This window comes from uncultured Xanthomarina sp., assembly GCF_963971605.1.
GTDB lineage: Bacteria > Bacteroidota > Bacteroidia > Flavobacteriales > Flavobacteriaceae > Xanthomarina > Xanthomarina gelatinilytica.
The window spans coordinates 1-16,630 of sequence record NZ_CAXATZ010000005.1; the positions used below are offsets into that span (position 1 = coordinate 1).

The 16,630-nt window shown below is 34.0% G+C and carries 17 protein-coding genes; all 17 read right to left on the bottom strand.

Annotated features, from left to right (window positions below):
* The coding region (locus AACY93_RS03125) for an asparagine synthase-related protein (protein ID WP_339611125.1) at positions 1-948 on the bottom strand (948 nt) is incomplete at its 3' end.
* Positions 949-1,063: 115 nt separating this feature from the next.
* Positions 1,064-2,917 carry an asparagine synthase (glutamine-hydrolyzing) gene (gene asnB / locus AACY93_RS03130; protein WP_286854365.1) on the bottom strand — a complete coding sequence of 618 codons (1,854 nt, stop codon included), beginning with the start codon at positions 2,915-2,917 and terminating at the stop codon, positions 1,064-1,066.
* A 6-nt stretch (positions 2,918-2,923) separates the two neighbouring features.
* Positions 2,924-4,036, bottom strand: coding sequence for a glycosyltransferase family 4 protein (locus AACY93_RS03135; RefSeq protein WP_286854366.1), 1,113 nt, complete (start codon positions 4,034-4,036; stop codon positions 2,924-2,926).
* Positions 4,037-4,046: 10 nt separating this feature from the next.
* On the bottom strand, positions 4,047-4,781 hold the full coding sequence (locus AACY93_RS03140) for a class I SAM-dependent methyltransferase (protein ID WP_286854367.1): 735 nt from the start codon (positions 4,779-4,781) through the stop codon (positions 4,047-4,049).
* A 9-nt stretch (positions 4,782-4,790) separates the two neighbouring features.
* Positions 4,791-5,813, bottom strand: a complete 1,023-nt coding sequence (locus AACY93_RS03145; protein ID WP_286854368.1) for a glycosyltransferase — start codon at positions 5,811-5,813, stop codon at positions 4,791-4,793.
* 1 nt (position 5,814) lies between these two features.
* The gene (locus AACY93_RS03150; protein WP_286854369.1) at positions 5,815-6,600 is read right to left on the bottom strand and encodes an FkbM family methyltransferase; all 786 of its coding nucleotides are present in this window, start codon (positions 6,598-6,600) and stop codon (positions 5,815-5,817) included.
* A 623-nt stretch (positions 6,601-7,223) separates the two neighbouring features.
* Positions 7,224-7,826, bottom strand: a complete 603-nt coding sequence (locus AACY93_RS03155; RefSeq protein ID WP_286854370.1) for an acyltransferase family protein — start codon at positions 7,824-7,826, stop codon at positions 7,224-7,226.
* A gap of 2 nt (positions 7,827-7,828) precedes the next feature.
* On the bottom strand, positions 7,829-8,737 hold the full coding sequence (locus AACY93_RS03160; protein WP_286854371.1) for a glycosyltransferase: 909 nt from the start codon (positions 8,735-8,737) through the stop codon (positions 7,829-7,831).
* A 1-nt stretch (position 8,738) separates the two neighbouring features.
* Positions 8,739-9,704: a glycosyltransferase family A protein gene (locus AACY93_RS03165; protein WP_286854372.1), complete on the bottom strand. Its 966-nt coding sequence runs from the start codon at positions 9,702-9,704 to the stop codon at positions 8,739-8,741.
* A gap of 65 nt (positions 9,705-9,769) precedes the next feature.
* Complete coding sequence (locus tag AACY93_RS03170; protein ID WP_286854373.1) at positions 9,770-10,918, bottom strand: glycosyltransferase family 4 protein; 1,149 nt, start codon at positions 10,916-10,918, stop codon at positions 9,770-9,772.
* 4 nt (positions 10,919-10,922) lie between these two features.
* Positions 10,923-11,846 (bottom strand): glycosyltransferase, encoded by a 924-nt coding sequence (locus AACY93_RS03175; protein ID WP_286854374.1) that lies wholly within the window; start codon positions 11,844-11,846, stop codon positions 10,923-10,925.
* Positions 11,843-12,541, bottom strand: coding sequence for a sulfotransferase family 2 domain-containing protein (locus AACY93_RS03180; protein ID WP_286854376.1), 699 nt, complete (start codon positions 12,539-12,541; stop codon positions 11,843-11,845). Before AACY93_RS03180 ends, AACY93_RS03175 begins: the two co-directional genes overlap by 4 nt.
* Positions 12,542-12,612: 71 nt before the next feature.
* Positions 12,613-13,479, bottom strand: a complete 867-nt coding sequence (locus AACY93_RS03185; RefSeq protein WP_286854377.1) for a class I SAM-dependent methyltransferase — start codon at positions 13,477-13,479, stop codon at positions 12,613-12,615.
* Between the two features lie 103 nt (positions 13,480-13,582).
* Complete coding sequence (locus AACY93_RS03190; RefSeq protein WP_286854378.1) at positions 13,583-14,851, bottom strand: ABC transporter ATP-binding protein; 1,269 nt, start codon at positions 14,849-14,851, stop codon at positions 13,583-13,585.
* 20 nt (positions 14,852-14,871) lie between these two features.
* Entirely contained in the window at positions 14,872-15,009 is a 138-nt protein-coding gene (locus AACY93_RS03195; RefSeq protein ID WP_286854379.1) for a hypothetical protein, read from the bottom strand.
* Positions 15,010-15,177: 168 nt separating this feature from the next.
* On the bottom strand, positions 15,178-15,531 hold the full coding sequence (locus tag AACY93_RS03200) for a four helix bundle protein (protein WP_286854381.1): 354 nt from the start codon (positions 15,529-15,531) through the stop codon (positions 15,178-15,180).
* A gap of 210 nt (positions 15,532-15,741) precedes the next feature.
* Positions 15,742-16,605: an ABC transporter permease gene (locus AACY93_RS03205; protein WP_286854383.1), complete on the bottom strand. Its 864-nt coding sequence runs from the start codon at positions 16,603-16,605 to the stop codon at positions 15,742-15,744.
* Positions 16,606-16,630 lie beyond the last annotated feature (25 nt).

Below are 16,630 nucleotides of genomic sequence, written 5' to 3' on the forward strand. Positions count from 1 at the left end.
GTAATACGGTAGTGTTATAGGATGCTCGGCTTCAAACACACTTAAGTTGGTTGTCGTCCACCGGTGCGCCCACTGGCTGGTTTTATAAGCGCGTACTTTGGCACTTACATTATCAATTTTAATATCAGCCAAATCCCTTTCAATCCGGGATATCAAATAGCTTTTAAAGTCGCCTTCTAAACTCCAGTGCTGCCATAATTTTTCGGCAAGCTCTAGACCTTTAGGCTTTACCATCTTTTTAAAAAGCAAGGGAACCATATCTGCTTCGGTGCTGCCTTCCGGTGCCCCCCTGTCAAAAAAAACATCGCCCCAATGCCCTAAAGAGAAAACCCCTTTCATCTTTTTTAACTGGGGTAAAACAGCCATTTGTCTAGGATGTGTAAACTCCGAATAACAACCATTTATTGCTGCTAGCTCCTCTATTCTATCCCATAAATACCCTTTTGGGATGTGAAAACCATCAAAAGCAAAACCACAGACCTTAGCTATCTGTGTACTGATGAGATGCTCAGGATACCCCCCTTCAAACGAATAACTAAAGGCATGAACCTGGTTGGGCAAATCCTTTAAAACCAGGGCCTGACTTCTACTGTCCAAACCCCCAGACAAAGGTAAAATAACTGGTTCATCCCCTACCTGTTCCTTAGTGATGGTGGTCAATAAGTCTATATACGCTTCCAAACTCTGTTCAAACGATAGCTCTTGAGGTGTATGGTGCCAGGTAAAATTGGGGGTACTTTGTATTAAGTAACCGGCTGCATCCAGTTCATGGTCATGTCCTGGCAGCAGGCATAGGGTATCTTTCCAAAAGGTATCGGCACCCATAAAAAAACCTGTAGCCACAAATACACAAATAGCTTCAAAATCTAGCTCATGTAGGGTATTTGGCTTTTTTGCAAAGACCTGCTTGGTTGGTAATATGGGGGTGTTTATGGTCGTTATAGTCATAGCAAGCTAATATAACAAAAAGACGGTGGCAACTAGTAGTATCAGTGGGGATTTTTTTTGTAATAACAACCAAATTAACTTCATGAATTATGGATTTTGACTAATTTTAAATTTTTCACTGTTCACGATTCACTTTTAACTTTTCACCTGTCACCCCATGCTCCAACCACCATTTTTGCCAAGCATAAATATGCCAGACGCCCCAAGCATTATCATGTTTATTATCATAAAAATCCTGAACATAAGCCTGCAAAACAGACACATCCATAACCGCTTCACCGTAAAATGGGCGCTCAAAAACCACATGCCTCACATCTGATTGCAACTCGGTGTGTAACCACGTCTTTAAGGGAACGGTAAACCCCATTTTCTTTTGGTTTATGATGGTTTCTGGTACTTCTTTGGCCAATAAGTCTTTCAACTCTTTTTTCAACTCCTGTTTGGAGTTAAGCCTTCCTTTTTGTGACCACGCCCAACCAATATTTTCTTTATCCAAAAAAGGTACACGAACTTCCAAACTATGGGCCATACTGGTCCGATCTACTTTTATTAGCACTCGTTGCAGGTGGGCATAAAATTCATTCCATCGTAGCTGATGCAACAACACGTCTTTGTTCAAACTTGAAAATGTGTATAGGTTTTTCATAGCACTGGAAAACGACGTGTTTGGAAAGACTTTATCCAAAACAACAGGCGGCAAATGCAAATGCTTGTTTTCAATAAAAGCATCCAAACTTTTAAAATAAGGAGCCCAGGTTTTTGTCAATCCTATTTTATTGGTTAGCTGTGCCAACGGCTTTCGTAAGTAAAAAGGTAATTTAAACCACCAACGTTTTTGCAACACATCCAACATCCTAGGATAACCAAAAAACAGCTCGTCACCACCATCACCAGATAACATCACGGTGTGTTTCTGTTTGGCTTCTTTTGAAATCACATAGGTAGGAATACTAGAATAATCCCCAAAAGGCTCTGAAAAAGCTTTAAAATGACTATCTATTTCTAATAATAAATCAGATTCTTTAACTGATACAATATGTTGTTTAATCTCCAAATAATCTGCATAGGCTTTTGCCATGGCACTTTCATTTAATTGAGGATTAGCAACCTCTAATGTAAAAGCCTCTATCTCAGAAATGTTTTTTTTGGCATAAGCACTAATTAATGGGCTATCAATCCCACCACTTAAAAATGTGGCAATGGGTACATCGCTCACTAATTGTTTAGAAACTGTGGTTTGCAAAAGGCTTGATAGTTCCGTTTCTATTAGCTCTAGTTCTTGTGTTTTTGTAAATGTAACTAGAGCTTTCTTAGTGGTATCTCCCTTCCTGTCAATCTGTAGCAACTCACCCGGATTAACCTGAAAAATTCTTTTGTAAATGGTATTTGGAGCCTGCATATACCCAAAACCAAAATACTCTTTTACAATCTCTGGTCTCAAATCCAAGCTTTTACAAAACCAATCATGCTTGTAAATTTGATCAAATTGCGATGCCATAACAACACCTTCATTTGCCACCCCATAAAACAAAGGCTTAATACCTGCAAAATCACGGGTCAGATACAAACAGTCTATTTCCGTATCAATAATGACAATGGCAAACATCCCATTCAGTAACGATATAGTAGCTGCTACGCCTAATACATCTAATAAATGAATCAGGACCTCTGTGTCCGAAGTAGAATGTAAATCAGTTAGTGCATAGGTTTCAGCAAGATCTTGATAGTTATAAAGCTCACCATTAAACACCACCTGATAACGCCCACTCGGACTTTCCTTCGGCTGATTCCCCTGTGCCGAAACATCTAAAATAGCCAACCGATTAAATCCCAACTGGAAACCAGAACCTCGTGTGGTACAGGAAGCATCAGGCCCACGATGTTGGGACAAGTCTAAAAGCGCTTCAAAAGATGCCGACTCCGTTAAGGAGTTATGTTGAAAGGTAAATTCGCCTAGAAATCCGCACATAGCAATTTAAGGTATTAAGGATTTGTAAAGTCTTCGCAAGGCTTCTACTTCGGTTTCCACAGAAAAATGTTGGTGACTAAATGCAATGGCTTCTTGACTAAATTGCTTATATAAATCAGGATTCTGCCATAACTGCAAAAGATGAGTAGCCGCGGCTTCAGAGTCATGCGGCGCTACACAAAATCCAGTTTGGTTATGCACAACCACTTCAGGCAAGCCATCACTATTGGAAACAATAGCTGGTATTCCTTGGGATTGAGCCTCTATAACTGACATGCCTAAAGATTCTGAATAACTCAACTGTAAATAGAAATCATATCGTTTTAACTGTGCTTTTAATTCGCTGTTGTCTAACCTGCCATGGTAGGCAACACAATCCTGTAAATTATACTTATCTATGAGGTAATAAGCCTGTCCGGAATCAGCACCATCGCCATACAAATGATACTGAACATGAATGCCGCGATCTTTTAAAATTTTAACAGCTAACAAGTTACCAGCTATGTTTTTTTCCCAACACATTCTAAAAGCAGAAACAATACGCATAACCTTTGTATCCACTTGTTTTACTGAAGCATCGAATGCATGTCCAAAAGAAATAGGAATTACATGGATCCGTTGTTTATCAATTTGCCATTTTCTGTTTAAATATTCTTTTTGATGTTCACTCATAACAATAAAAGCATCTACCATATTTCCGTATTGAGTATAAAAATCAAACCATTTCTCAGAATACCAGGGCTTAACATAGGTATCGCCACCACGTAGCGTAATAATAACCTTAGGGCGCTTTTTCGATGGCAGTGACAAAAGGCTTATAATTTTCGGAAACAAATAAGATTGTTGTAAATGCAAAATATCTACTTGTTTACGCATGGCCATAATCGAAACATAATCCAAACGAGATTGATTGGAATACCTGATGTTATAAAGCCATTGTAATATTCTACGTTTAGTATAACTTGGTAAAATAGTAATCCCTGTACTGGCTCCTCCTTTAAAAGCATAAATTAAGACTTCCATTAATGATGCTTTTAATGCATCAAGCACAGGAGGGATATAAGGCTGATACGATTCGTTATAGTTTTCAAAAAGCTGTATGGTCTTGATTTTTTTCAAATAAATAAAATTATATAAACCATGAATAAACCTTAAGTTTTAAAGGTAATTTAATATCTTCAATGCGCCAAAGACACATAGACTTATCAGTATATCTTTCTCCTTTTAGCGTATATTTCTCATCAATTACTTCAAGTGGAGTGCCTAAATTAAAAGGAGAGCTTTCTAAATTCAGTTTGCGCCATTCCCCTGTTACAATGTCTTTATTTCTGGAAGTCTCTATAAAAGAAGTTGACAATAAATACGAACTACCACTACACTTAATATTACGAAGGGCTCGATATATATCTTTATAAGATAAATGAACCAAACAATCACGACAGAATATTAAATCTACCTTAGGTATACTACTTGATGTCAAATCTAACTCTACAAATGAAACTCGTTCAGTAGCATATTTCTTTGAATTATCTAAAATCAATGAAGCTACAATATCAGCCCCTATATATTGAACATTGTTTAAATCAACTGCTTGCATCCAATTAAAATCCCCACAAGGAATATCTAGCATAGTTTTAACTTTAAACTGTTCCAATACTTGCTCCAATTCCTTTCTTAATGCAATAGTAACAGACAGTTCAGACCCATCCCCTGACAAACTTTCTGAACTGTTCCAAAATCTGGTTTCTTTATAACTTGTAAAAACCTCCTTTATTGGCTGGTTCTTAAATAATTTAGCTCTTCTCTTGGCGTTTACAAAATCTACTAAAAGATCTGGAACAAAACGTTTTATTAGCTTCCTCATTATATGTAATTATTTTGAATAAGAAATAAGTGACTTTACAATTAATTTTATGGTATCTAAAGGAGAAAGCCTAAAACCAAAAGAACGATTAATAGCTACATAATGGGGTATCAGTTTAGGGAAATAAGCCTTTCTATGCAAAAAATAATCTTTACACAATAAATGCGTCATCTCATTAATGTAATTATAAAATCCAGAAGCCTTAAAAACCCCTTTTTGGTTTGCAAAAAGCAGTTTTTCTTTAATGGATTTAAAAACTTCGAACTCATTATATGCAATCACTTGTCTGAATATAATTCGATCAAGCGTAGTTTCTTCTTCATTTGTTAACGAAACATCTAAATAATTTAAAATACTTCTTTTTATTTTGTAATAATTTTCAAACTTTTGTTTTGCTTTTTTTACAGATACTTGAGAATCGTGAACCCTGTATAGCAACAGTACTTCGGGTAAATTATAAAACTCTCCATAAGCCAATAAACGCACCCATAAATCATAATCCTCTGCCGGTTCTGTACTTGGGTTATATCTAATTTCAAACCTATCAAATATAGCTTTACGCATCATCACGGTAGGATGTCCAAAACATGTTTTTTTCAATAATTGAACTTTAATATCACCATGGTGAATAGGAACTTTTTTAATCTGCCCACTGCCCATAATGCTATATGTTGTTCCGCATGCAACAACTTCAAGATGAGCGTCCATATACGATACTTGTTTTGCAAACCGTTCAGGCAAACTAATATCATCACCATCCATCCTTGCTATATAAACCCCTTTAGCAATGGTTAAACCATAATTCAAACTATTAGTATAACCTGTGTTTTTGGGTTTTTCTATCAAACATATTCTTTCATCTTTAAAAGATTTTATAACTGCTACGGTATCATCTGTAGATGCATCATCTATTATTAAAAACTCAAAATCTGCAAAGGTCTGACCCAAAATACTCGTTATAGTATCTCCAACATATTGAGAGCAATTATAAACAGGCATTAACACGGTAACCTTAGGGTGGACTTCAATCATTTTAAGAATTTAAATCTATATTAAAAAATACCCAATTTTCTCCTTTTTTATAAAATGAGAAATTATAGTTATGCATCACATTAAAAACACGCTCTTCACAACCAGGATAAAACCTATCGTGCAATTCAATAATCAAACAACGTGTTTTAGGTAGCCAGCACTCATAGTTTTTTTCAAAAAGTGCCATTTCCGCTCCTTCAATATCTACTTTTAAAATATCAATAACAGCTATATCACAGGTCCCCATAAGAGTCTGTAAAGCAATTGTTTTTACTGTAGAAACTACTTTTTCCCTATTAGTTGTTTCTGTAGCCAATTTTGTAACAAACCCCCATTTTCCAATACCTTCATCAATAATCTCCAATGTTTCATCTGAAGTATGATGTATTGCCATTGGCAAACATTCAACATGCTTATAAGCTTTTATATTTTTTTTTAAAATTTCAATGTTTGAAGCCTCAGGCTCTATCGAATAAACTTTAGCCTGTGGATATCGCTGTGAAAAATATACAGCAGCCAAGCCTACATTAGCTCCTGCATCTATAATGACTTTTGGTAAAAACGGATAGTCAATTGCATATTCTTTAGCATCAAATATTTGTCTAAAGGTTGAATGATCTGAAGTATCCCGCCTTAAGTATATGGGTTGTTTATACTTTGGCATATATATAATGATGCTGTTCTCATCCTTAAACTTCATGTAGGGAATCCGTCCCAATTTCAATTTTATAAAGGCTTTAACCCCTTCAACCCTATATGTACTAACTACGGTCAATAAATTCATCATATTTAAATGCCTGTCAAAAAAAAAATCTGAAAACTGTGTAAAATTGTTTCTCTTGTAGTTTCAAATATATTAAAATGAAAACGAGTTAATTACTTTTAAATTGGTTTTTATTGATTTACTTGGATAATACTTATCTCTTATCGTCAAAAACCAACCTTCTATTTTATAAGTCATAAAAAAGTCTACCAGGACACTAATTATCAACACTAAAATAAAACTCAAATAGGGCTGAAAACTATAATCCGTCTTTTTAGAAAGATATTGAATCCCCTTTATTATCAGTGTGTGTGTAATATAAATCGAATAAGAACAAAAACCTATCTTACTAATCAAATTTGCCACTCTTTTACTAAACATATAGTTCAGCTTATTATTTACTGATTTGTTTAACAAAAAAAATAATAAAACAATAGAAAAAACAAAATACACTAAACTAAAGTCAACTGTTTTAACAAAAAAGGATGGCAATGGATCTATAAAAGGAGCCCAAGCTATACACAACACAGAAAATAGTAATAGTTTAGTGTCGTTTTTATCAAAAAAAGTAACTAAACGCTTCTTCTTATAAATATATAAATAAGCAATTAAAACCCCCGCCATTAGCGAGTCTATCCTCAAATGTGTCATAGTAAAGTTTCGGGCGGTTTGCGAAGAAAAAAAAAATAAAAATTACTGGTAAACCTTAAAACCAAACTACCAATTAAAAAAGCAATGATTAAAATCACGAAACTATCAACGCTTTTTTTACTATTCAATTCTAATTTCAACCATGATGTTTTATAACCTATAAAAAGAAGCATACATACCAAACCAAAATAAAAATGCTCCTCAACAGCCAATGACCAACTAGCAGAATACAAATAACCCCAACCTGACATATAATTTTGAAAAAAGAAAAAGTCTCCTAACAAGGGAACAAAAGCTTGGTTTCTTAAAAAAAGCAAATACAAAACTAAAGTTAGATAATAAAGCGGATAAATTTTAAACCCGCGCCTTATAAGAAAGCGCTTCGCATCTAAAGAACCTGTTAATATGTATTCTTTAAACAACAAACTAGAAACTAAAAACCCACTCAACACAAAAAATAAATCAACACCAATCCATCCCATATTAACTATAAATTCATGAATATTTGAGTGCCTACATAAAACCAATAGTATAGCTATGCCTCTCAAAAAATCAAGTTCCCGCAATCTATATCCCTTTCTTGATGACAATCCAACCAAACCTATAAAATACCTTTTAAATATAAATACCCAAACCTTAAACCTTCTATCAAATCAAACTTTAGTATAGTAAGAAACAACTTTATTTTTCTACGAAACCCAGGACAATGATTATGCATTAACTGCACATACCGTTTAGCTTCAACTTTATTTATAAGTATCCTATCGGCTTTGGTAAACCGGTGCTTGCCCCACTTCAAAAGCGCTCTGGTAAGGGCACGATATCTCGCATACTGTTCAAAAGGTGCTTCTGTTACAATTAAAGATGTATTACTATCGTGTTTTCGTACACAGGCCAAAACATCTGGCAAGGCATAAAACGGGTAATAATAAGCTACCCGACGCCAATACTCCCAATCTTCAAAAATAACAAAATCCGTATTAAACAACCCAACCTTATCGAACACCTCCCGCTTTAATACAGGAGTTATCATAGATAACCCATTTTTAAACAACAAACTCTCAAAGGCATCCCCATGGTTACCCGTTTGTTTTATAACGCGCCCCGTACGTTTACCATCACTATTTACATACTCTATATTGCCTGTTACAAGTCCAACATCTGGGTGTTCTTTAAATATGGCTAACTGCTTTTCTAATTTGTCATCCAACCAAAAATCATCGTCATCACAAAAACCCACATAGGAACCTTTACTTTTCAAGAGCCCATAATTCCTGCACCCATTGGGACCTTTTAAGTGGGTATCAGCTCTTTTATAATACTTTATTCGGTCATCCTTAGAGCAATAGTCTTTCATAACATTAGCAGTGGCATCCGTACTACCGTCGTCCACAACCAGGCACTCCCATTCCGTAAAGGTCTGGGCCAGAATACTATCTAAGGCCACTCCTAGGTACTTACACCTATTAAAGGTGGGGATAATTATGGAAACAACAGGAAAATTAGACATTCTATAATTTATAAGCTTTAAAGTACCTCTCTATTTTATAATAACCACGTTTCTGTGTCAAAAAAAAGTTTCCTAGTAACTGCAGTTGCATAACCAACCACAGATTATATGGCTTAAAAATTTTAACCAACGAGTTTAAGGCATATTTTGCGTTTGCAATGTCTTTATGCTCTATTGCTCTAAACAAAAAATGAATTAACAATCTATAAAAATATTGTATGAGGTCATTGTCTTTAAGTATAAGACTTCGTTTTAAGTTTTCTATAGCAATATATATCTCAGACTTTTTTAAATCAGCCACGTAAACCTCATTTTTGACTGACTTTGTGGTTTCATGCTGCCTGTATAAAAATAAAGGTTCATGTAATATTATAAAACGCTCTGTTGGTAATTCAAAAAATAATCTGGAAAAAAACTCACTCTCTTGACCTCTCAATATTTGTGGATTAAAAAGAGTTTTGTCAATTAAAAACTGCCGTTTAAACATAACGCAATTGGTTATTATCTGGTTTCGCCAAAGTACAAACCCTTTATATAGTGACATGGCATCATCCACACTCAAAACACCCTGACTATTTAAATTCTTATCCACCTTTGAACCTATGCATATAACGATATCTATGTTTTCACTAAAAACAGATAACTTTGACTTTAGAAACCCCGGCAACATAACATCATCATCATCAAACCATTGTATATAGTCTCCCTTGCTCAACGCAAACCCGTAATTCCTAGCCCCATTACCTCCTGACAAATGCGTATCCGGTCGTTTATGGTAGTGAAAGCGCACATCCTTTTTTACATAGGGTTGCACTATAGCCTCGGTTCCATCGGTGCTCCCATCATCCACCACTAGACACTCCCAGTTTTGGTAGGTTTGTGCCAACACGCTGTCTAAGGTTTCGCCAATTAAGTGCGCCCGATTGTAAGTAGGAATAATGATGGAAACTAAGGGTTGCTTTTGCATAAAAAGAGTTTACCTTACTAAAATACTGAGTTATAGTAAAAATGAACATTAAACAATATAAAAAATTAAATTTCTAATATCCTACAATAATTATCAATTAATTTCTCTACTTTAAAATGCTCATATCTTTTTAATGAATAATCACGTATCTGTTGTAAATTATATTCTTTATTAAAAATCTTTATTAAATTTTCTGCCAACCCCTTGTAATCACCTATTTGAAAAAGCGGTATGGGATAGGCATCTCCTACCACCTCTTTAATACCAGCAACATCGGTTCCAAGAAAGGGTACGCCTATAGCCAAGGTTTCAATAACACTGTTGGGTAAACCTTCATTATGAGTACTTAATATATTACAACTTGTTATACTTAATAGTTCTATGTTATAAGGTGTCCTCCCTAAAAACCTAACGGAATCCTTTAACCCCAACTCTTCAACTTGATTTAAGTAATAGCTACTCATCCCCTTAATACCTTCATCTCCGGCAATTAACAACATTGCGTTCGAATTTGTTTTATCAATAAAGCTTTTCCAGGCTTTAAAAACAGTAATAAAATCTTTTTCTTTAAAAAAGTTTGCAATTACTGAAACTACAAATTCAACTGACCCAACACCAAAATATTCTTTCCAATTAATATTCTCATCAATTGATCTAACCTCTATACCGTTATGTATAGTATGTATATCTAAATCATAAAATTCACCATAAATCTGTTTAAACTTCAACCTTGCATGGTTAGAATTCGCAATAATCACTGGCTTGTTTAATAATGCCTGTTTTAATTGCCATTTCTGTTTAGGCTTAGTCTCTATAACGGTATTTCTTATATGAAATATTGTTTTTTTAGCACCAGAATACTTATGTATTGAACCAAAAAAATAAGACAGGTCATTTTGGTAAGGAAGTACATAATTAATTCTATAAAAACGCAGTAATAATACAGCTCTAATTAAAGGCAAATAACGGTGTAATCGCCACGAGTACTTTTGTAAGGATTTATCCTCTATGAATCTACCATCAATTATTTGAAAATCATTCTCTAATAATTCTTTATCAATAAATTCCTTTTCAGCTTTTGTGGCCCAAATAAAATAAACTTTAGCGCCTTTGTTTTGTAAGCCCTTAGCTAAAGTTATTGCTTGGGTCTGAATCCCTCCATAAGTTAGATTACTAATGGCAAAAAGCACCCTTATTTTATGTTTTCTAAACATATTTCTAAAGTTGCAAAAAAGATATCCACTTTAAAATTATTTTATCCATTGAATAATTTTCAGCAGTTTCAAACCCTTTTTTAATAATTTCGCTCCTTTTATTCTCATTCGATAGTTCCTTTAGGGCATTTAACCATTGATCAGGAGTAGAACAAATAAAACCATTTTTCCCATTTACAATAACTTCCCTATAAGCTTCTATATCACCACATAAAACTATATTTCCTAAAGCAAGAGATTGCAAGACCCTATTTGCAGATTTATATTTTGAAGCCTCATCACCTACAACTGGTATTAAACTAACATTATGTTGACCAATAATATGAAACCGTTCCTCATCTTCCCAGTTAAACCATGGGATGTCTGCTTCTCGCCTGTTAGACATAATAACAAGATCCCAATCAACAGATTTAAAGAGTTTTTTTAATGATTTAACTTGTTCCATCCTATTATCAGTCAACCATCCAAAATATATTGCTTTATTATTATTGCTTGGTATTTTATTTGAAAAATGCTCAACAGCATCGGGTATATAAGTCACTAGCTTGTTTGGGTGTTTATTTTTATATAATTCTGATAAATTACTTGACGGGCATATAATATAGTCAAAATATTGTACAAGAGTAATATCACAGACAGGCAAATCACAATCTATAAAAGCAATCTTAACTCCTTTTAATTTTAAATAACGCAATAATTTTTTTAATGAAAGCTCTTTACGTTTCTGAAGAATCAATAAATCTCCTTTCCTTAAAAACAAAAGCAATTTTAATTTTTCTTTTCTTGTAAGAGCTCTGGTACTATTATATTGTATTTTGGATTGTATACCTTTCTTTATCAGGGCTTCATGCACATTATAACCATGTATTCTTGAACTACCGGTATTTTTATCCCCTATCAAGATCCAAAAAACTCTTTTGTGTCTCATAAAATTTTTCCGAATAGTAATTTTAGATGATCTAGTTGACTTCTTTTATCATCAAATTTAAAATTAAAAAATTCTATATCATCTTGAAAATTCATGTAAACCAACTCCTTGTTTTTATTAGTATAAAATTTTGAATAATGATTCTTAAACTTTTTACCCACTTGTACCTTTATTTTAAAAAAATTTCTTGGCAGATCCATGTCCTTAGTTAATTCTTCTAATTTGTCATCAAGATTACTTTTATCAAAATAAATTATCTTATTATAAAGTATAGGTTTACCATCTAAAAACATATAATCAATTTGAGGAGTTAAATGGTCTCCTCTATATGTTTCCTCCCCTTTATTCATAAATTTCATGAAATCATTTTCAGCATTAATATAGTCATCAAAAGACCCAACAAAACTTTTCGTTTCTTTAAACCAAAAATAATCAGACATCACTTTATCCCATGTATTCCTAACTACAATAAACTTATAATATTCAGCCCATTTTTCTTTCGTTATAAGTTTAAAATCTATTAGCTCTTGAGGCGTTGCATGTTGTAAATAAAGTTTGTTAGTATCATCCCAACCAAAAAGGTTTTCTTCATCTCTTTCATTATTATTTACATCTATACCAAATGCTGTTTCAATAGAAGAACCTGCACATTTAGGAATATGAATAAAAATACATTTATGCTTATGGGATATCATAAATCATTTAATTAATAGAAAAAAAATAATCAGCTAAAATCAATATAAACTTTCTTTTGAAACATATTTTTTTATTTTTTTTGGAATACTAAAACGTCTTGAAAGTAAAAACCTACTTCTTCTTTCCAATTACCAGGATAATAATCAACTAACTCTAAAGCGGTATCTTTTAGCAATAATTGTAACGCGGATTCATCAATTCCAATTGCATCTTCGGGTACTTCTACCCAATTGGGACAAAACCAATGCTTGGAATCATACACAAATTCACTAAATATCCATCTTAACTGATTTGTTCCATGAAACCTGCCTTTTTTATTTTCTCTAATATTCAAGGTTTTCCTATAACCTTCATCCAAATAAAAAAAAGTAATTATTGCCTTTCCTCCTTTTTTAAGAACACGATTAATCTCCTTGAAGTAAAAAACAGCATGTTCTTCATTCAAATGAGTCCAAACAGAAAGCGCTGTCACCAAATCAAAATCACTATCAGCAACTCCCCAAGGAATTAAGTTTTCATTTTGTTCTTTAGCATATTTAGGATTATTAATATCAAAATGTTTAAATTTAGTGTTCAGGTCAAAATAATGTTTTTCACAGAACTCTATGTCCTTTTTCATTACATCTAAACCTAAATATTGCCCATTAGGTTTTATAAAAGGTCTGCTAGACATAGAAAGTAAACCTGCTCCACTTCCTATATCTAATATCCTATTATTGATATGCTTATTAAGCTGAAAATAAAATAAAGATTGAAATAAACCTATTACATGAGCCCATTCAGAATATGAGATTTTACCACCTCTTCTATCTGATAAGTTAGGTATATCATTAATATTATTAGTTCTTACAATTTTATTTTTATCAAATTTTAAATACTCTTTATCTAGCTCTTGGTAATTAGATTTTTTATATTCTTTTTTAAATGTAAACTTCATTTTGAATATTATTAATAGTTAAATACAACTGCATAAGCAATCAAAGTTAAAATGAATAATTTATTTATATAATAAATCAATGTAATTACAATGTTGACACTCATTAAAAATCATTTGAGATTTGCCAGCTGTGATTAGTTAAAAACACACCATTATGCTTTGCTCTTGGTATAATACCTGATCCATAAAAGTCACCACTATCAACATGTAATTCATAAAAATTTTCCTCTTTTAAAATATTCAATCTTTTATTGAAATCTAAAACTTCTAAATTAAGTTTATAAATACCAGGAAAAAGCTGAACTCTATCAATCTCACATACTAATTTAACTATTGGTTTCTTTATATCGAACACTTGATTCGTATGAAAATTATTCAAAATCAATACTACATTATCCCGAACATCCTTTACTTCTATTTTAACAACAACACTTTTAACTTCAGTTAAAAATTTAAACTCAAAATTTAAACTCGAGCTTTTCCCTAATGATAAAGCATGAAGTTTATTTCCATATTTATCAGTCAAGTAAAATTCATTTATTATTAAATTTGAATTCTTAATAGTTAAGTCATTATTAATAGACTTACTTTGATTTAAATAAACATTTACCCCTTCATCTACTTCTCCCATGTAGCTTACATATCCATTTTCAAGCACAATTAGCCTCGTACATAAGTTTTCAACTGCCGCCATATTATGACTCACAAACAAGACGGTTCTCCCTTCTCCCTTAGAAATATCCTGCATCTTGCCTATGGCTTTTTTCTGGAACTCGGCATCGCCTACCGCCAGCACCTCATCTATCACCAAAATATCCGGCTCCAAAAAAGCGGCCACAGCAAAGGCCAAACGCACACGCATCCCGGAACTGTAACGTTTTACAGGGGTATCCACATAGCGTTCGCAGCCCGAAAAGTCGATAATCTCGGCTTCCTTGCTTTTAATTTCGGCTTTGCTCATGCCTAAAATGGCCCCATTCAAATAAATATTCTCACGGCCGGTCAACTCGGGATGAAACCCCGTGCCCACTTCCAACAAAGAGGCAATACGCCCTTTGGTTTTTATCTCGCCCGTAGTGGGAATGGTCACACGGGACAGGATTTTTAACAAGGTACTCTTGCCAGCGCCGTTTTTACCGATGATGCCCAAGACCTCGCCTTGCTGCACCTCAAAATTGATGTCTTTTAAGGCCCAAACATAGTCGCTATCGGCTTTGGTGCTTCGGTCGTTTACAGAACCCACTTTTAAATACGGATCCTCTTTCCCTCGAATGCCAGCCCACCATCTATTCAAATCGTGACTAAGCGTCCCGGTCCCTACCAAGCCCAGTCGGTATTGTTTGCTAATGTTTTCGGCTTTTAGGATAGTCATTGGTTTAATGGTTTAATGGTTTAATGGTGTAATGGTGTAGTGGTGTAATGGTGTAATGGTGTAGTGGTGTAATGGTGTAATGGTGTAATGGTGTAATGGTTTAATGGTTTAATGGTGTAGTGGTGTAATGGTGTAATGGTATGTGTTTTTTCTTTCAAAATTTGGTTTTTATAAGCTACTTAAAATTCTACTACACAACTCCTTTACTACGCGACTCCTCTACTACACGACTACTCTACTACACGACTCCTCTACTACACGACTCCTCTACTACACGACTCCTCTACTACATAACTCCTCTACTACACGAATACACATCTAAAGATTTATCGTTTTGTTTTTATATAGTTTTTATATCCTGTTAATAGTTTTCTAACTTTTAAAAGTTGTTCTTCTATTGGTTTAAAATCTGATGTCATATAATTTAAATCTTGGGCTATAAGCAATTGTGTTTCCAATTCACTTGCCGACCCCATGGCAATACCAACAAATTGATAAAGTTCCTTAAAACCGTTTCGTCCAGATCCTTCTGCAATATTTGAAGGTATGGACACTGCTGCACGACGTATTTGTGAGGTTAACCCAAAATTCTCTGATTTAGGAAAATGCTCTGTAACCTCATAAATCATTTTTACCAATAGCATGGATTCTTTCCAAACATCTAATTCCTTATGTCCCATTCATCCTTCTACTTTACAATTATACAAAATACTATTATCCTAATATACTATTTTACCATTATCCCATTATCCCATTATCCCATTATACTATTATCCCATTACCCTATTATCCCATTATCCTATTATCCCATTATACTATTATCCCATTATCCTAATATCCCATTACCCTATTATACCATTATCCTATTATCCCATTATCCTACTCCACTACTAAACGGTATCAATAAACGTCTTCTCTGTTCTGTTGAATATTACAATCCCCAATAACAAGACCACTAAAGTCACGCCAACTGTATATAATATCCCAAACCAACTAAAAGTACCTGTACCTAACAACATAAATCTAGCCGTTTCAATCATATAGGCCAAGGGGTTATACTCCACCAACCAAGCTATTTTAGGTAATTTTTCGCGCATCAAAGCCAACGGATACATCACGGCAGACACATACATGAGCAGCTGCACCCCAAAACCCACCAAAAACTTGAGGTCGCGATATTTGGTGACCATACTGGAAATAATCATGCCCAAACCCAAACCTATCAAGCCCATAAGCAAAACAAGTACCGGAAAAAACACCATACTGCCATCTACGTGTATGGCAGCTCCATTTATATAATAATAGATATAAAACGCAATAAAAATGAGCAACTGGATGCCAAACTTCATCAGGTTGGAGATGATTATGGACAAAGGCACAATGATCCTTGGAAAATACACCTTCCCAAAAATAGCGGCATTGGTTTTAAAAGTATCACTAGTGGTGGTCAAACAGGTGTTGAAATAATTCCATACGGATACCCCAGCCAGGTTAAACAAAAAAGGAGGTACGGTCCCGGTTTCTATATTGGCTACCTTGTTAAAGATAAGTGTAAAGGTCAGGGCCGTAAACAAAGGCTGTATCAAATACCATAAAGGCCCAAGGATGGTTTGCTTGTACACGGTTACCACATCGCGCTTGACAAACAACAGGAGCAAATCGCGATAGCGCCAAATCTCCTTAAAATTAAAGTCTATTAATTTCCGTTTGGAAGAAATGGTGTATAACCAGGCATCGTCATCTATCTTACTCAATGTGTGTTATTCTTTTTGGTTGTGG

Bases quoted from the DNA above. Each gene is read 5' to 3' on its own strand.
- asnB (WP_286854365.1), bottom strand. From the start codon at position 2,917: ATGTGCGGATTTCTAGGCGAATTTACCTTTCAACATAACTCCTTAACG.
- AACY93_RS03140 (WP_286854367.1), bottom strand. From the start codon at position 4,781: ATGAGGAAGCTAATAAAACGTTTTGTTCCAGATCTTTTAGTAGATTTT.
- AACY93_RS03145 (WP_286854368.1), bottom strand. From the start codon at position 5,813: ATGATTGAAGTCCACCCTAAGGTTACCGTGTTAATGCCTGTTTATAAT.
- AACY93_RS03150 (WP_286854369.1), bottom strand. From the start codon at position 6,600: ATGATGAATTTATTGACCGTAGTTAGTACATATAGGGTTGAAGGGGTT.
- AACY93_RS03160 (WP_286854371.1), bottom strand. From the start codon at position 8,737: ATGTCTAATTTTCCTGTTGTTTCCATAATTATCCCCACCTTTAATAGG.
- AACY93_RS03165 (WP_286854372.1), bottom strand. From the start codon at position 9,704: ATGCAAAAGCAACCCTTAGTTTCCATCATTATTCCTACTTACAATCGG.
- AACY93_RS03170 (WP_286854373.1), bottom strand. From the start codon at position 10,918: ATGTTTAGAAAACATAAAATAAGGGTGCTTTTTGCCATTAGTAATCTA.
- AACY93_RS03175 (WP_286854374.1), bottom strand. From the start codon at position 11,846: ATGAGACACAAAAGAGTTTTTTGGATCTTGATAGGGGATAAAAATACC.
- AACY93_RS03180 (WP_286854376.1), bottom strand. From the start codon at position 12,541: ATGATATCCCATAAGCATAAATGTATTTTTATTCATATTCCTAAATGT.
- AACY93_RS03185 (WP_286854377.1), bottom strand. From the start codon at position 13,479: ATGAAGTTTACATTTAAAAAAGAATATAAAAAATCTAATTACCAAGAG.
- AACY93_RS03190 (WP_286854378.1), bottom strand. From the start codon at position 14,851: ATGACTATCCTAAAAGCCGAAAACATTAGCAAACAATACCGACTGGGC.
- AACY93_RS03200 (WP_286854381.1), bottom strand. From the start codon at position 15,531: ATGGGACATAAGGAATTAGATGTTTGGAAAGAATCCATGCTATTGGTA.